Origin of the sequence: Stutzerimonas urumqiensis (assembly GCF_003640395.1) — a bacterium.
Lineage (GTDB): Bacteria > Pseudomonadota > Gammaproteobacteria > Pseudomonadales > Pseudomonadaceae > Stutzerimonas > Stutzerimonas urumqiensis.
Genome location: NZ_RBZQ01000006.1, coordinates 62,894 through 76,523, shown reverse-complemented (window position 1 = coordinate 76,523; position 13,630 = coordinate 62,894). Strand labels below are relative to the sequence as shown.

At 66.5% G+C, this 13,630-nt stretch carries 15 protein-coding genes; 9 read left to right on the top strand and 6 right to left on the bottom strand.

Annotation, left to right across the window (positions count from 1 at the left end):
• Positions 1–68: 68 nt before the first annotated feature.
• The 3 genes from D7325_RS13020 (at position 69) to malE (ending at position 3,815) form a co-directional block, all read left to right on the top strand.
• Positions 69–1,358 (top strand): maltoporin, encoded by a 1,290-nt coding sequence (locus D7325_RS13020; protein WP_120996272.1) that lies wholly within the window; start codon positions 69–71, stop codon positions 1,356–1,358.
• Positions 1,359–1,602: 244 nt separating this feature from the next.
• Positions 1,603–2,520 (top strand): MalM family protein, encoded by a 918-nt coding sequence (locus tag D7325_RS13015; protein WP_120996270.1) that lies wholly within the window; start codon positions 1,603–1,605, stop codon positions 2,518–2,520.
• A gap of 56 nt (positions 2,521–2,576) precedes the next feature.
• Complete coding sequence (malE, locus tag D7325_RS13010; protein WP_120996268.1) at positions 2,577–3,815, top strand: maltose/maltodextrin ABC transporter substrate-binding protein MalE; 1,239 nt, start codon at positions 2,577–2,579, stop codon at positions 3,813–3,815.
• Positions 3,816–3,846: 31 nt separating this feature from the next.
• Here malE and D7325_RS13005 read toward each other — a convergent pair whose 3' ends face one another.
• The gene (locus D7325_RS13005; RefSeq protein ID WP_120996266.1) at positions 3,847–4,770 is read right to left on the bottom strand and encodes an NADP-dependent oxidoreductase; all 924 of its coding nucleotides are present in this window, start codon (positions 4,768–4,770) and stop codon (positions 3,847–3,849) included.
• Between the two features lie 82 nt (positions 4,771–4,852).
• Positions 4,853–5,800, bottom strand: coding sequence for a hypothetical protein (locus D7325_RS13000; RefSeq protein ID WP_120996264.1), 948 nt, complete (start codon positions 5,798–5,800; stop codon positions 4,853–4,855).
• 514 nt (positions 5,801–6,314) lie between these two features.
• On the opposite strand from D7325_RS13000, the gene D7325_RS12995 reads away from it, so the two are divergent.
• Together D7325_RS12995 and D7325_RS12990 are read left to right on the top strand one after the other, a co-directional pair.
• A complete protein-coding gene (locus D7325_RS12995; protein WP_120996262.1) occupies positions 6,315–6,524 on the top strand; it encodes a cold-shock protein in 210 nt (69 codons plus the stop codon).
• 124 nt (positions 6,525–6,648) lie between these two features.
• Positions 6,649–7,356 carry a class I SAM-dependent methyltransferase gene (locus tag D7325_RS12990; RefSeq protein WP_245962079.1) on the top strand — a complete coding sequence of 236 codons (708 nt, stop codon included), beginning with the start codon at positions 6,649–6,651 and terminating at the stop codon, positions 7,354–7,356.
• A gap of 30 nt (positions 7,357–7,386) precedes the next feature.
• On the opposite strand, the gene D7325_RS12985 is transcribed toward D7325_RS12990, so the two are convergent.
• Positions 7,387–8,496: a metallophosphoesterase gene (locus D7325_RS12985; RefSeq protein ID WP_120996260.1), complete on the bottom strand. Its 1,110-nt coding sequence runs from the start codon at positions 8,494–8,496 to the stop codon at positions 7,387–7,389.
• A gap of 254 nt (positions 8,497–8,750) precedes the next feature.
• Between D7325_RS12985 and D7325_RS12980 the strand changes: the two genes are divergently transcribed.
• Positions 8,751–8,951, top strand: coding sequence for a hypothetical protein (locus tag D7325_RS12980; protein ID WP_120996258.1), 201 nt, complete (start codon positions 8,751–8,753; stop codon positions 8,949–8,951).
• A 42-nt stretch (positions 8,952–8,993) separates the two neighbouring features.
• Here the strand turns inward: D7325_RS12980 and D7325_RS12975 are convergent, their stop codons facing one another.
• On the bottom strand, positions 8,994–10,016 hold the full coding sequence (locus D7325_RS12975) for a hypothetical protein (protein ID WP_162988048.1): 1,023 nt from the start codon (positions 10,014–10,016) through the stop codon (positions 8,994–8,996).
• 424 nt (positions 10,017–10,440) lie between these two features.
• Here D7325_RS12975 and arsH point away from each other — a divergent pair, with 424 nt between their 5' ends.
• The 3 genes from arsH to D7325_RS12960 are packed head-to-tail and all read left to right on the top strand — an operon-like array spanning position 10,441 to position 12,501.
• Positions 10,441–11,151 carry an arsenical resistance protein ArsH gene (gene arsH, locus D7325_RS12970; protein ID WP_120996256.1) on the top strand — a complete coding sequence of 237 codons (711 nt, stop codon included), beginning with the start codon at positions 10,441–10,443 and terminating at the stop codon, positions 11,149–11,151.
• A gap of 5 nt (positions 11,152–11,156) precedes the next feature.
• Entirely contained in the window at positions 11,157–11,480 is a 324-nt protein-coding gene (locus D7325_RS12965) for a YnfA family protein (RefSeq protein WP_120996254.1), read from the top strand.
• Positions 11,481–11,499: 19 nt separating this feature from the next.
• Positions 11,500–12,501 (top strand): ArsJ-associated glyceraldehyde-3-phosphate dehydrogenase, encoded by a 1,002-nt coding sequence (locus tag D7325_RS12960; RefSeq protein WP_120996252.1) that lies wholly within the window; start codon positions 11,500–11,502, stop codon positions 12,499–12,501.
• Positions 12,502–12,551: 50 nt separating this feature from the next.
• On the opposite strand, the gene D7325_RS12955 is transcribed toward D7325_RS12960, so the two are convergent.
• The gene (locus D7325_RS12955) at positions 12,552–12,758 is read right to left on the bottom strand and encodes a DUF2934 domain-containing protein (RefSeq protein WP_120996250.1); all 207 of its coding nucleotides are present in this window, start codon (positions 12,756–12,758) and stop codon (positions 12,552–12,554) included.
• A 186-nt stretch (positions 12,759–12,944) separates the two neighbouring features.
• Complete coding sequence (locus D7325_RS12950; RefSeq protein ID WP_120996248.1) at positions 12,945–13,589, bottom strand: ion channel; 645 nt, start codon at positions 13,587–13,589, stop codon at positions 12,945–12,947.
• Positions 13,590–13,630 lie beyond the last annotated feature (41 nt).

Sequence of the window (13,630 nt, the reverse complement as noted above, 5' to 3'; positions counted from 1 at the left end):
CGGACATGCCGGCGGACCGGAACGGCGCCACTCAAGCACGACCACAACAAAAACAAGGGACTTCACACATGAAGCACATCCAGCAACCCACCTTCCTGCTCAAGCCCGGCTATCTGCTGGCCGCCCTGCTCGTCAGCGGCCCGGCGGCGGCCGTCGATTTCCACGGCTACATGCGCTCGGGCGTCGGTGCCACCGCTGGCGGCGGCGATCAGGCCTGCTTCCAGGTCGCTGGCGCGCCCGCCAAGTACCGCCTCGGCAACGAGTGCGAGACCTACGCCGAGATCGGCCTGGGCCAGCAAGTCTGGGAAGAGGGCGAGAAGAGCTTCTACGTCGACACGATGATTGCCTACAAGTCGACCCAGGAGAACGACTGGGAAGGCAGCGACACCAACGCCGACGGCAACTACAACCCCTATGACGAAGCCGGCGACGTCGCGCTGCGTCAGTTCCACGTCATCGGCAAGAACCTGATCGACGCCCTGCCCGGCGCTGACATCTGGGCCGGCAAGCGCTACTACAAGCGCCATGACGTGCACATCAACGACTACTACTACTGGGACGTGTCGGGTCCGGGCGCCGGCATCGAGGACATCGACCTCGGCTTCGCCAAGGCCAGCGTGGCCTGGATGCGCAACACCGACGGCGACTGGGTCTACCAGGGCTCGGGGACCGGCACCAACATCGCCAACGACACCCTCGACTTCCGCCTGGCCGAAATCGACGTCAACCCCGGTGGCAAGCTGGAAATCGGCTACGACTACGGCAAGGCCAACCTCGCCGACTTCCAGGAGCGCGACGACGGCTACGAGGACCAGAAGGGCCACCTCGTCACCCTCGAGCACACCCAGGGCAACTGGTTCGGCGGCTACAACAAGCTGGCCGTGCAATACGGCACCGACGGCATCATCGGCAGCAGCGGCCGCAACAGCACCGGCAACAGCGACGGCGACATGCTCCGCGTGGTCAACCAGGGCGTGGTCGGGCTGAGCGAAAACATCGAGATGATGTACGTGCAGATCTACGAGGATAAGGACTTCGACAACGAGTCCGGCCAGACCTGGGCCTCCTTCGGCGTGCGTCCGGTGTACAAGTGGAACGACGTGATGAGCACCGCGTTCGAGTTCGGCTACGACTACATCGAGCCGCAAGCCGACGACCAGGATTCGCGCGACCTCAAGAAATTCACCATCGCCCAGCAGTGGTCGGCCGGCCGCAGCTTCTGGGCCCGCCCGCAGATCCGCGTGTTCGCCACCTACGCCATGTGGGACGGCGGCCGCTATCAGGCTGCCAGCCAGTCGATCGACGCCGGCGACGACGACGGTCTGACCTTTGGCGTCCAGGCCGAAGCCTGGTGGTGATGCGTCGCCCAGACCGGTGAGGGAACCTCGCGAGCGACGGTCATGCCTGCAACGCAGCATGACCAGGCGCAGCGGTGCTCACCCGGTCTGGACCGACGGCGACGTGCGGGCCTCTCCTCCCAGGGTCGCGTCGCCGACCGGTTCGATTCACCGTGTTTCCGCTCCCACCGTTTCGGCGGTGTTTTACCCCGGCCAGGGCTGGCCGGGGTCTTTTCGATTTGGCGATCGGAGTATTCCCATGAGAATGACCCGCTTTACCCTCCTCGCACTGGCGGCCGCAGTCGTGGCCGGCTGTGGCAGCGAACCGCTGCGACGGGTGGACGCGCTGACCCCTACACCCGCGCCGCTTGAAGTTTCCGAACACACTGCCCGCCAGGCCCTGGCGGCGGCCCCGATCTGCTGCGAGCGGATCGACCAGCTGCCGTACCAGCCGATTAAGGCGGACTTTTCCGGCGACGTGGTGATCGACACCAGCGCCCCGGCCTACGCCTTCGACAGCGGCAAGAGCTTCTTCCGGGCCTTCGCGCTGCCGGTTGACAGCAAGTCGTTCGAGATCCGCCTGTACAGCCAGGCCGGCGACACGGTGCTGGCCCCCAGCGCCATGCTGCTGGATGCCGATTTCCGCATCACCCGGCTGCTCGATGCGGACGACTTCACCTACGTGCCCGCCTCGGGCATGAAGGGCGACAGCCTCGACGCTCGTCTGCGTATCGATCGGCTCTACCGCGACAACCCCAACAACGAGCGCTACCTCGTGCTGTTCACCTCCGAGGCGCAGATGGACGGCCAGACCACCCTGGTGCATCCGGCCAAGGCCTACGCCGAGGCGCTCGGCAACGAGCCACCCGCCGTACCGGACCCGGTCGCCCAGCACGCGCCGACCGGCATCATCAAGATGGTGCTGATCGAGGACCGCGTCGCCGGCCAGGAGGCCAACACCTACGTGCCGGCCTACAGCACCGGCCGCGAGATGGGCGCCACCCTGCCTGCCGTGCCCGCGCCATCGGTGCTGCCCGAAACCCAGGCGTACTACCGCCAGGCGATCGACGCGGCACTGGCGGAAAAGGACCTCGAACGCGCCCTGCGCCTGGCCGACGAGGCCGCGCGGGTCGGCGACAGCGGAGCCAAGGCCTACCTGCTGGAGCACATCCAGATCAAGTGACCATTCAGTGACCTGGAGGGGCGCGCGAGCTCCCCTCCCTTTTGCAGGACGCAGCCATGAAAACAAGAACAATCCTTCTGCCATTGCTTACCCACCTGGCCCTGCTCGCCGCCCCGGCCCATGCGCTGGAACGCGACACCCTGAGCATCTGGATCAACCAGGACAAAGGCCACCAGGCCGTCGCCCGGATCGGCGAGCGCTTCGCTACGGCCACCGGGATGGAGGTCGTCGTCGCCACCCCCGACGACCTCGCCGCCCGCTTCGATCGCCTGGCCAGCACGGCCAAGGGCCCGGACATCGTCATCTTCGCCCACGACCGCTTCGGCTCCTGGATCAACAACGGCCTGCTCGCCACCGTCCAACCGAGCCAGGCCGCGCTCGATCGTGCGCCCGCCTTCGCCTGGGATGCGGTCACGATCGGCAACCGGTACTACGGCTATCCGCTGGCGACCGAAGTCGTCAGCCTGATCTACAACCGGGACCTCGTCCCCACCCCGCCCCGCACCCTCGCCGAGGTCGCCGAGCTGGATCGCAACCTGCGCGCCCAGGGCAAGCGGGCCATCGCCTGGGATTACCGCAACCTGTATTTCTCCTGGCCGATCATCGCCGGCAGCGGCGGCTACAGCCTGAAGAAGAAGGACGGCATCTACGACCTGACCGACGTCGGCCTCGCCACGCCCGGCGCGGTGGAAGGCGTCGCGTCGATCAAACGCCTGCTCGACGACGGCGTGCTCGACCGGGCGGCCGACTACGCCGGCATGATGGAGGGCTTCAAGCGGGGCGAGATCGCCATGATCGTCAACGGACCCTGGGCCTGGAACGAGATCCGGCAGGCCGGCATCCGCTTCGCCCTGGCGGACATCCCGACCGCGCGCGCCGACCAGCCCGGCAAACCCTTCGTCGGCGTGCTGGCCGCGGCCATCAACAGCGCCAGCCCCAACCAGGCGCAGGCCCAGCGCTTCATCGAGGACTACCTCACCAGCGCCGAAGGCCTCGCCGAAATCAACGCCGAAAAACCGCTCGGGGCGGTGGCCAACCTGGAGATCATGGCGCGCCTGTCGCAAGACCCGCTGATCGCCCATACCTTCGCCTCCGCCGAGCGCGGCGAGATCATGCCCGACATACCCGAGATGAAGCGTTTCTGGGCCTTGGCGACGCCACGCCTGGCCAGCATGCTCGATGGCGAGAAGCCCATTCCCGAGACGCTGGCCTACATCGCCGGCCGTCTGGCCAAGGGCGCGCAGTTGCAATCCTGGCGCCGTCGCCACTACCCCAGCGCACCGACCGAACCCTAGGAACCTCGCCCACGCGCCACCCGGCGGCAGATCAGCGCTTGACGTGGACGATCAGCTTGCCCGTGACGTGCCCGGTCTGGTTTTCGCGGAAGGCATCGGCCAGGCGCTCGAGTTCGAAGGTTCGGGCGATCGGGACGTCCAGACGGCCCTGGGCGGCCATCTCGGCAAGCACCTGCAGTGCTTCACCGTCGGGCCGCACCCACAGGTAGAGGCCGCCGGCCTGCTGGACGGCGTCATCGACGATCGATCCGTGCCGGCCACCGGCCTTGAGCACGGCGCGGGTCGTCTCGAGCACACCGCCGATGAAGTCGGCCACGAGGTCGACGCCCTCGGGGGCGAGCGACCGAACCTGTTGAGCGACATCCCCGCGATAGTCGACCGGCTCGACGTCCAGCGAGCGCAGGAAGTCGTGGTTCTTTTCCGACGCGGTACCGATCACGCGCGCACCGAGGTTTCGAGCGATCTGCGCGCCTAATACGCCGACTCCACCAGCCGCGTTGTGGATCAGCACCGTCTCGCCCTCGCGCAGGCCCAGCCGCGTCAACAGCTGATACGCCGTGAGCCCGGCCAGCGGCAGGCCCGCCGCCTGGTCCCAGTCGACTCCATCAGGCTTGCGCGCCACCGCGCGGGCGGCCAGGGTGACGTATTCGCAGAAGGTCCCGCCGTGGACGAAATCCTTGCGCGCGTAGGCCAGCACCTTGTCGCCGGGCTCGAATTCGGGCGTATCGGGCCCGACGCTTTCCACCACGCCCGCCACGTCCCAGCCCGGAATGACCGGAAACAGCGGCAGCATCAGGCCGTCCAGCATCCCGGCCATCAGTTTCCAGTCGACCGGGTTCACCGCGGCGCTGTGTACCTCGATGCGCACCTCGCCCGGCCCGACCCGCGGCATCGGCTGGTCGGTGAGCTGAAGCACGTCGGGATCGCCGTAGCGGTCGTAGGTCATGGCTTTCATGCAGGGCTCCTCAGGCGAGCGCGACCGGAAGGCCGGCCGCGCGGAAGTGGTCCTGAGTTGGGCCGGCGTGCCGGCCCGAGGTTCACTGCTGGAGGACGGTCGCCACGTTGGCGGTGCCCTGCTGGAGAATGACGGCACTGTCGCCACCGGCGAACCCGCCCAGCTGCTGCACGCTGGCCTGGTTGGCATCGCCAAGTTGGGTGATGCTGGCCGACACGTACAGCGCCGACTGGTCAACGTTCGCGAGGTTGCCGTTCCCTTCCTGGACCAGATCGATGACCGGATCGTCGAAGCTCTGCCTGAGGGTGACCTCGTTGCCATTGCCGACCGAGCGGCCGCGAATGGTCGGTGCGCGCCCGTACTGATCGATGGTTGCGACGTTGCCGTCGCCTTGCTGGGTGAATTGCAGATTGCCCTGCTCCGCGCCCTGGGCGATCACCGCCTGGTTGAAGTTGCCGACCTGGTCGAACAGCACCATCCCGCTGAATTGCTGGCCGCTGGTCTGCGTCAGCGCCATCACGTTGTCATTGCCGGTCTGGGTCAACGCCGTCCCGCCGCCGTAGCCTGCGGTGAACTGGGAAACGGTGATGTCGTTACGGTCGCCCGTCTGCACCGTCGTCGCCTCGCCGAAGCTGCCCTGATAGACGGTCAGACGGTTGTCATTGCCGGTCGCCGTGGCATCGAGCGTGTTGGCGTAATACTCCTGGGTGACCACGAACTGGTTACCGGCGCCATTCTGATAGACCCGCGCTACGGAGCCATTGCCCAGCACCTGGGTCAGCTGAAGGTCATTGCCTTCGCCCCGTTGCTCGATCTGGGCGACATGGCCGAACCCCTCGTCCTGCTGGTCGACGACAACGCTGTTCAGCGCTCCGTCCTGGAAGGTGGTCGCGCTGCCGCTTCCGCTGAGCGTGAGCGAGGATTGGTTGCCAGTACCCAATTGGGTCTGCTCGGACGTGCCGTCCAGCGCGTAGGCGGAAGCCGAACAGACAAGCGCGAGAAGCGACAGGGAATAAAAGGATCGACGCATGGGAACACTCCATTGCAGGCCATTGCCGGTGCCGCGAGCAGAACGCAGCGGCACAGTCCGGCCGGATTCTGTCGCTGGCGCAACGCCGCCGATATCCATCGACAGATTGAGGGCTGCCGATGGGTGGCTGAAATCGGCTTAATCCGCGGCCGCCTTGCCCGTTCCAGACAGGCTGAGCTCAGCCAGTCGATCGGCGTCTTCGCCGGGTAGGCGACGAGCGGTATCCCCGAATCTTTGATTCGCCACGCCTGCACGCGCATCGCCAGCCCTCGACGGGCCTGGCCTGGCCGCTTCGATTAGCCGGATAAATCGATGCGCCCGAGCCAAAGCAGAAAAGGCTATACATCGCCGCTCAAGCGAGTAGAGTGGCCGCCACTGCTCTGCAGCTGTTACAGCGTACCCGGCTTGATGTATTGATTTTGTCGTTCCATCTCCTCGGTCGTTTTCACTTTTGCATCCAGTCTCGGCCTGCCTGTCGCAGCGCCGCAGCCAATTACTCCCTGGAGATACAAACATGTCGACTCGTCAATCCGGTACGGTCAAGTGGTTCAACGATGAGAAAGGTTTCGGCTTCATCACTCAGCAGGATGGCCCGGACCTCTTCGTCCACTACCGTTCGATCGAAAGCGCCGGCTTCAAGAGCCTGGCCGAAGGTCAGGCCGTGACCTTCAACGTGGTCAAGGGCCAGAAGGGCCTGCAAGCCGATCAGGTTCAAGTCGTCTAAACGACACCTGTCGCAAAAAGCCCCGCCAGGCGGTCCGCCTGGCGGGGCTTCTTCATTTATACGCCCCGTCTTCCGACGCTCGCCTGTAACGAGCGCTGCCACCCGGCAGCCGAGAGGTCATTCCGTGCCCGGCTATCGCGTCAAACGCCAGACCGTTTCGGTCGGCGACATGCACTTCGTCATGCATTCCCTGCTCGACCCCGACCAGTACCACGATCCCGACGGCGCTGCCCTGGCGCTCGGTATCGACGAGGACAGCTGGGCGCTGTTCGGGCAGGTCTGGCCGTCCGGCATGGTGCTGGCCAACGCCCTGCTCGGGCTCGATCTGCACGGCAAGCGGGTGCTGGAGCTTGGCGCCGGCCTGGCGCTGGCCAGCCTGGTGGCGCATCGGCGCGGCGCGGACGTGACGGTCAGCGACTACCACCCGCTGATCCCGATCTTCCTCGCCGACAACGCACGGCTCAACGAACTCACCCCGCCGCGCTACCGGGCCCTCGACTGGGAAGACTGCCCGGACGACTTCGGCCGGTTCGACCTCATCATCGGCAGCGACCTGCTGTACCACGCGGAGCATCCGATGGCGCTGGCCAACGTGATCGACCTGCTCTCGGCGGACCAGGTGGACGTTCTGCTCGTCGATCCCGACCGGGGCCTGTCACCGTCCTTCTGCCAGGAAATGATCGCCCTCGAATACAACGCGCACGTCGAAGACGCCGGCTGTGTGCTGGCCAACGGCGAAGCCTACGTCGGCTCGCTGCTGCGCTTTCGCCGCGACGACGATGCGCTGCCGGTCGCCCACGGCCGCCCGTACGAGCTGCCTATCCACGCCTGAGGCTGTCCGCACCCACGAAACGGTCCGGCCTCAGGCCGCGATCAGGCGGATGAGGGTGATCTCCGACGGCGCGCCAAAACGCAGCGGTGGCCCCCAGTAGCCGGTGCCGCGGCTGATGTACACCTGGAGCCGCCCGGTGCGTTGCAACCCGGCGACCCAGGGCTGCTGCCAGCGCACCAGGTGCATCCAGGGCCAGAACTGGCCGCCGTGAGTATGCCCGGACAGCTGCAGATCGAAGCCTGCCTCGCGCGCCGCGGCGGCCGAGCGAGGCTGGTGAGCCAGGAGGATCTTCGGTGCATGGGCCGGCGCGCCGATCAGCGCCGCGGTCGGGTCGCTGCGGTGGGTGGGCTCGAAGTGGTGCGCCGAGTAATCGGTGATGCCGGCGACCACCAGATCGGCATCGTCATGGCGCAGCCGCACATGCTCGTTCAGCAGCACCGGCAGGCCGAGACGGGCGAACTCCATGATCCAGGCCCCGACGCCGGCGTAGTACTCGTGGTTGCCGGTGACGATGTAGCTGCCATGCCGAGCCTCGAGCCCGGCGAGCGGCGCCACGTGCTCGCGTAATTGCTCAACGCTGCCGTCGACCAGGTCGCCGGTGATGGCGATCAGATCCGGTTCGAGCCGGTTCGTCCGCTCGACGATGGCTTGCAGGTAGCCGCGACGGATGGTCGGGCCGACATGGATATCGCTCAGCTGGACGATGCGAAAGCCATTCAGCGCCGGCGGCAGGCCTTCGAGCCGGATGTCGCGCTCGACCACCCGTGCCGTGCGCCGGGCATTGAGCAGTCCGAACAGCGTGAACAGCCCCACCGCCAGCAGCACGACCAGCGCCGAGCCTTGCGCCAGCCCTCGGTTGCCCCAGCCCAGCAGATCGGCGACCGCCACGATGAACGCCCGCATCAGCGACAGCACCGCCAGGCTGGAAAAGATGCCCATCGCCAGCAGGCCCGGCCAGACCAGCCAGCGCTTCCCGGCCGACGAGCGCAGACCCAGCGGCAGCAGCACCATCGAGACGCCCAGGTACAACCAACCGAACCCGCGTCCCAGCGGACCGAACGGCAGATCGCCGACAAGCGTCACGCCAATGAACAGGTGCAGCAGCACCAGCACGCCAACCATCATCAGGCGAGTACGCATCGCCGATCCTCATGCAAAGCCCGAGCATGGGACGTTGACGCCTCGTCGAAGGTCCGTCCAGCCGTTCTTGCACAGACAGGTTGCGCCGTCGACCGCCCGCCTCGTCCGGCTGGCGGTCAAGCCATGCGCCGAGCGGCAGAAAGCTCCGAAGGCCAGCGGCCGACGCCTGTCCGGTTTTTGATCGCCGTCATCAGCCGGTCATCGAAGCCGGCCTAGGCTAGCCGGCAGTCAGGCATTCCGTTGGAGACCCTGCCATGCAATACCTCACGTCCGGTCTGATTCTCAGCAACCTGTTCAGCTTCGCCCATACGCGCCCCGACAGCGAAGAGGTCATCCACGATGACGCCCCGCCGGCACCGGGGCGCCTGAATGACGAGCGCCCGCCTCGCATCGGCGCGCGCCGGGCCGCCCGCACGCGTCACCTGTCCGAGTCGCTGCAAGGCAGCTGCCGCTAGAACGCCGCGGCCGTGGCGAGCGGCGCTCCGGCGGCGCGGGCGTCACTGCTGGACGGCGTTCGCCAGGTTGCCGTTGCCCTGCTGGATGATCGTCGCGCTGTCGCCGCCCAGGCTCAGGAAATCGCTCATGGTCTGGCTGATGGACGCCTGGTTGGCATCACCGATCTGCGTGATCGAGGCGTTGGCGTAGTAGGCTTCCTGCACCACGCTGGCCAGGTTGGCGTCGCCCTGTTGCAGTAGATCGATCACGCCTCCGTCGAAGTCCTGCACCAGCGTGACCTGGTTGTCGTCACCCTCGGAACGGCCATGCAGCTCGCTACTACGGCCCCACTGCGTGATATCTGCACTGTTGCGGTCGCCCTGCTGGACGAACTCGAAGGTGTTGAAACCGCCACCGTGGCGCACCCTGCCCTGGTTGTCCGCACCGACCTGATCGAAGTACACCGTCCCGGTGTAATAGCGGCCGCCGCCGATCTGGGTCATGTCCAGCTGGTTGCGGTCCCCGCTCTGATGAAGCACCGCACCGCCACCGTAGCCGTATACCTCCTGCCAGAGGCCGATGCGGTTGCCGGCGCCCTCCTGCCGTGTTTCGCCGGAGCCGTAGCTGAACTGCATCACCTCGAGTCGGTTGCCCGTGCCGACCGCGGCGGCATCGAGGCTGTTGGCGTAAAACTGCTGATCGATCAGGAAGACGTTGCCGGTACCTTCCTGGTACAGCGTGGCGTAGGAACCCGATCCCATGTGCTGTTGCAGGTCGATGAGGTTGGTGTCGCCCTGCTGCTCGATCTGCGAGACGTGCGGATAACCCTCTTCGGACTGGATCACCGAGACCTCGTTCGAGACGCCGGTCTGAACGACCTGCGATTGGTTCAACACACCGTACTGCGTGACCGCGGCGATGTTGCCGTCGCCGGTCTGCAGGGTGGCCGACACATTGTCGGCGCCGTATTGCTGGAGGTAGGCATCGTTGTTTTCGGCATGCGCACCGGTGGCGCTCAACGACGCCAGCAGTGACAACGAGAGGGAGAACGGCAAACGAGAGGACGACAGCGAGGGCATTTTCATGGGAGACACTCCTTTGCAAGCACCGCCGCGACCCGATGGCGCGACGGGCGGATCGATTCTGCTCGTCGCGTTTACGCCGCCGATATCCATCCAAAAGATTAGGCCGAGCCATCCAATCGCCGACTTCGGCTTAATCCCATGCCGACGGCACGAAACAATCGCCGCGCTAGAGCGGCGCGCCATCACGTCCGCATAAAGGCCCGTGTACGACCGATCGTCGGCTCGATCGCAGAAAGCCATCCACGAACCATCGCCCGCCCACGCCCCGCTTTCGCGAGCCCTACAGAAGTCCCGCCGGCTCGGCTTTTCGTAGGAGCGAGCCTGCTCGCGAATGGGCGCCGTTCGCGGCAACGCTTTAGCCGGAGCGGCGACAGTCCGTATAGTCGGAGCCTTTATTCCCCAAGCGGCCGCCCTCCGAATCGCCATGACCGATCTACCCAACCTCGATCCCCGCTGCGTCGATCTGCCGGATACCGACAGGCTCGCCGTCACCCGCACCTTCACGCACGAACCGCGCATCCTGCTGCTCTATGGCTCGATCCGCGAGCGCTCCTACAGCCGGCTGCTGACCCAGGAAGCGGCGCGCCTGCTGCGTCACTTCGGCGCCGACGCGCGCATCTTCGATCCCTCGGGCCTGCCGCTGCCCGACGATGCCCCGGCCGAGCACCCCAAGGTGCAGGAACTCCGCGAGCTGATGCAGTGGTCCGAAGGCCAGGTGTGGTGCTCGCCGGAGCGGCACGGAGCGATGACCGCGGTTTTCAAGGCCCAGATCGACTGGGTGCCGCTCGCGCTCGGCGCGGTTCGCCCGACGCAGGGCAAGACGCTGGCGGTGATGCAGGTCAGCGGCGGCTCGCAGAGCTTCAACGCGGTCAACCAGCTCCGCGTGCTGGGACGCTGGATGCGCATGTTCACCATCCCCAACCAGTCCTCGGTGCCCAAGGCCTACCTCGAATTCGACGACGACGGCCGAATGAAGCCCTCGCCCTACTACGACCGCGTGGTCGACGTGATGGAGGAACTGGTCAAGTTCACCCTGCTGCTGCGCGAACGGGCGGACTACCTCGTCGACCGCTACTCCGAGCGCAAGGAATCGGCCGAAGCGCTCTCCCAGCGCGTCAACCAGCGGACGATCTGACGCGCATGCTCAAGACCTTCGCGCTGTTCGCCCTGACCGCCGTGGCCGAGATCGTCGGCTGCTACCTCCCCTATCTCTGGTTGCGCCAGGGCAAGAGCGCCTGGTTGCTGCTGCCGGCCGCGCTGTCGCTGGCCCTGTTCGCCTGGCTGCTGTCGTTGCACCCGACCGCCGCCGGCCGCGTCTATGCAGCCTATGGCGGCATCTACATCGGCGTGGCGCTGATCTGGCTGTGGCTGGTCGACGGCATCCGCCCGACGGGCTGGGACCTGCTCGGCGCCGGCATCGCCGGCCTCGGCATGGCCATCATCATGTTCGCCCCGCGTGCCTAACCCCTTCGAAGGAGCACCCATGACACTCACTGTCGGTATCAACGGCTTCGGCCGCATCGGTCGGCTGGCGCTGCGCGCTGCCTGGGACTGGCCCGAGCTGGCGATCGTCCGGATCAACGACCCGGCCGGCGACGCCGCCACCCATGCCCATCTGCTCAACTTCGATTCGGTGCATGGCCGTTGGCAGCACGAGGCGAGCAGCGACGGCGACGCGCTGGTGATCGATGGTCGCCGCATCCGCGTCACCGCCAACAAGGCCATCGCCGACACAGACTGGTCCGGTTGCGATCTGGTGATCGAGGCCAGCGGCAAGATGAAGACGGTCGCCGTGCTCCAGGGCTACCTCGACCAGGGCGTCAAGCGCGTGGTCGTCAGTGCCCCGGTGAAGGAGCCGGGCGCGCTCAACATCGTCATGGGCGTGAACGACGGCTCGTTCGATCCGGCCCGGCACCGCATCGTCACCGCAGCGTCCTGCACCACCAATTGCCTGGCGCCGGTGGTAAAGGTGATCCACGAGGCGTTCGGTATCCGCCACGGCTCGATCACCACCATCCACGACCTGACCAACACCCAGAGCATTCTGGACCAGCCGCACAAGGATCTGCGTCGCGCGCGGGCGTCGGGCATGAGCCTGATTCCCACGACCACTGGCTCGGCGACGGCGATCGCCGAGATCTTTCCGGAACTGAAGGGGCGGCTGAACGGCCACGCCGTGCGCGTGCCGCTGGCGAACGCGTCATTGACCGACTGCGTGTTCGAGGTGGAGCGTGCCACCACGGCGGAGGAGGTGAACGACCGCCTGAGAGAGGCCGCCGAAGGGCCCCTGAACGGCATCCTCGGGTACGAGACGCGGCCCCTGGTGTCGATCGACTACCGCACCGACCCGCGCTCATCGATCATCGATGCGCTGTCGACGATGGTGGTCAATGGCACGCAAGTGAAGCTCTATGCCTGGTACGACAACGAATGGGGCTACGCCAACCGCACCATGGAACTGGCACGCAAGGTCGGGCTGGCGTGAAGGCGGACGGGCCGGCACGGCGGTCGATTACCGCGCCGGCCGCGCGCTCGTCAGCCCTGGCTGTCCGACTTGGGCATCGGCGGCGCGACACTGCTCTGGATGCTGCCTTCGCGCATGCGCTCGCCGCCATCCGGCCCGTCGAAGCCGGTCACGATGTCCTGCGCCTGCTTGAGATAACGCTTCTCCTGGCCTTCCGGGCGGCCTGCCGAATTCCACATCTGGTCAGCCAGTTCGCGAATACGTTCGTCACGGGTCATGGGATTACTCCTTTGAAGTGTCCGTCTACCGGCGCGGCAGCGACGCCTGCCCCGCGGCACGGAACGCGTGGCCACCGCGCGCAGCGGTTGTCTTCAGAGGAAACCCGCCGAGCGCAGAAGGTTCCGGCTGCACCGGCCGCGCCCGACGAGCGATCGCCCGGGCCGAGGCGCGACGTTCGGACAGGCTCAGCGGCGGATGGTCAGGCCGATCACGCGCGATACCACCAGCGCGATGTACATCAGGCCGGCGATTTCTTCGAGCATGACCAGCGCACGGGCCATCGGCCGCACCGGCAGGATGTCGCCCAGCCCCACCCCCGACAGCAGCGTGATGCTCAGGAACAGCAGCTCGAGCCAGGTGCGCGGCTGGTCCGGATCGAGCAGCGCGGTGAAGCTGCCGGGCGCGATGATCTGGCAGGCGGCAAACGCGTAGGCGAACGCCCACGCCAGCAAGGTGAAGGTCGCACCGACCGCGAACAGCTCGTCGGTGGTGGTGCGCTGGTCCTCCGTCATGTAGCCGATCAGGCTGAAGGTCGCGTAGAAGTAGAACGCCGACTCCAGCACGACCAGCACCAGCCGCAAGGTCGGCGAGTCGGTCAGCTCGACCATCACCGTCAGCGCCAGGATCGAGGCGGCGAGCACGAAGGCGACCGAGTGCAGCGTCGGGCTGCGGCTGACCATGCGCAGCGCCGACACCAGCACCACCACGCCAAAGGCGCCGAAGGCGGCGCGGCCCAGCGTGGTGTCTTCCATGAAGGGGTACAGCACGATGCCGAGCAGCTGGATGAACAGCAATCCGGCCGAGGGGTAGCGCACGATGTAGGTCAGCAAAGCGTTTTTCACGGACAGTTCGACATGACGAGGACGCCGAA

Excerpts from the sequence above, each read along its gene's own strand:
- D7325_RS12995 (WP_120996262.1), top strand. The coding sequence starts at position 6,315 with ATGTCGACTCGTCAATCCGGTACGGTCAAGTGGTTCAACGATGAGAAA.
- D7325_RS12955 (WP_120996250.1), bottom strand. The coding sequence starts at position 12,758 with ATGACCCGTGACGAACGTATTCGCGAACTGGCTGACCAGATGTGGAAT.
- D7325_RS12985 (WP_120996260.1), bottom strand. The coding sequence starts at position 8,496 with ATGCGTACTCGCCTGATGATGGTTGGCGTGCTGGTGCTGCTGCACCTG.
- malE (WP_120996268.1), top strand. The coding sequence starts at position 2,577 with ATGAAAACAAGAACAATCCTTCTGCCATTGCTTACCCACCTGGCCCTG.
- D7325_RS12975 (WP_162988048.1), bottom strand. The coding sequence starts at position 10,016 with ATGAAAATGCCCTCGCTGTCGTCCTCTCGTTTGCCGTTCTCCCTCTCG.
- D7325_RS12960 (WP_120996252.1), top strand. The coding sequence starts at position 11,500 with ATGACACTCACTGTCGGTATCAACGGCTTCGGCCGCATCGGTCGGCTG.
- D7325_RS12980 (WP_120996258.1), top strand. The coding sequence starts at position 8,751 with ATGCAATACCTCACGTCCGGTCTGATTCTCAGCAACCTGTTCAGCTTC.
- D7325_RS13015 (WP_120996270.1), top strand. The coding sequence starts at position 1,603 with ATGACCCGCTTTACCCTCCTCGCACTGGCGGCCGCAGTCGTGGCCGGC.
- D7325_RS13020 (WP_120996272.1), top strand. The coding sequence starts at position 69 with ATGAAGCACATCCAGCAACCCACCTTCCTGCTCAAGCCCGGCTATCTG.
- D7325_RS13005 (WP_120996266.1), bottom strand. The coding sequence starts at position 4,770 with ATGAAAGCCATGACCTACGACCGCTACGGCGATCCCGACGTGCTTCAG.
- D7325_RS13000 (WP_120996264.1), bottom strand. The coding sequence starts at position 5,800 with ATGCGTCGATCCTTTTATTCCCTGTCGCTTCTCGCGCTTGTCTGTTCG.
- D7325_RS12965 (WP_120996254.1), top strand. The coding sequence starts at position 11,157 with ATGCTCAAGACCTTCGCGCTGTTCGCCCTGACCGCCGTGGCCGAGATC.
- arsH (WP_120996256.1), top strand. The coding sequence starts at position 10,441 with ATGACCGATCTACCCAACCTCGATCCCCGCTGCGTCGATCTGCCGGAT.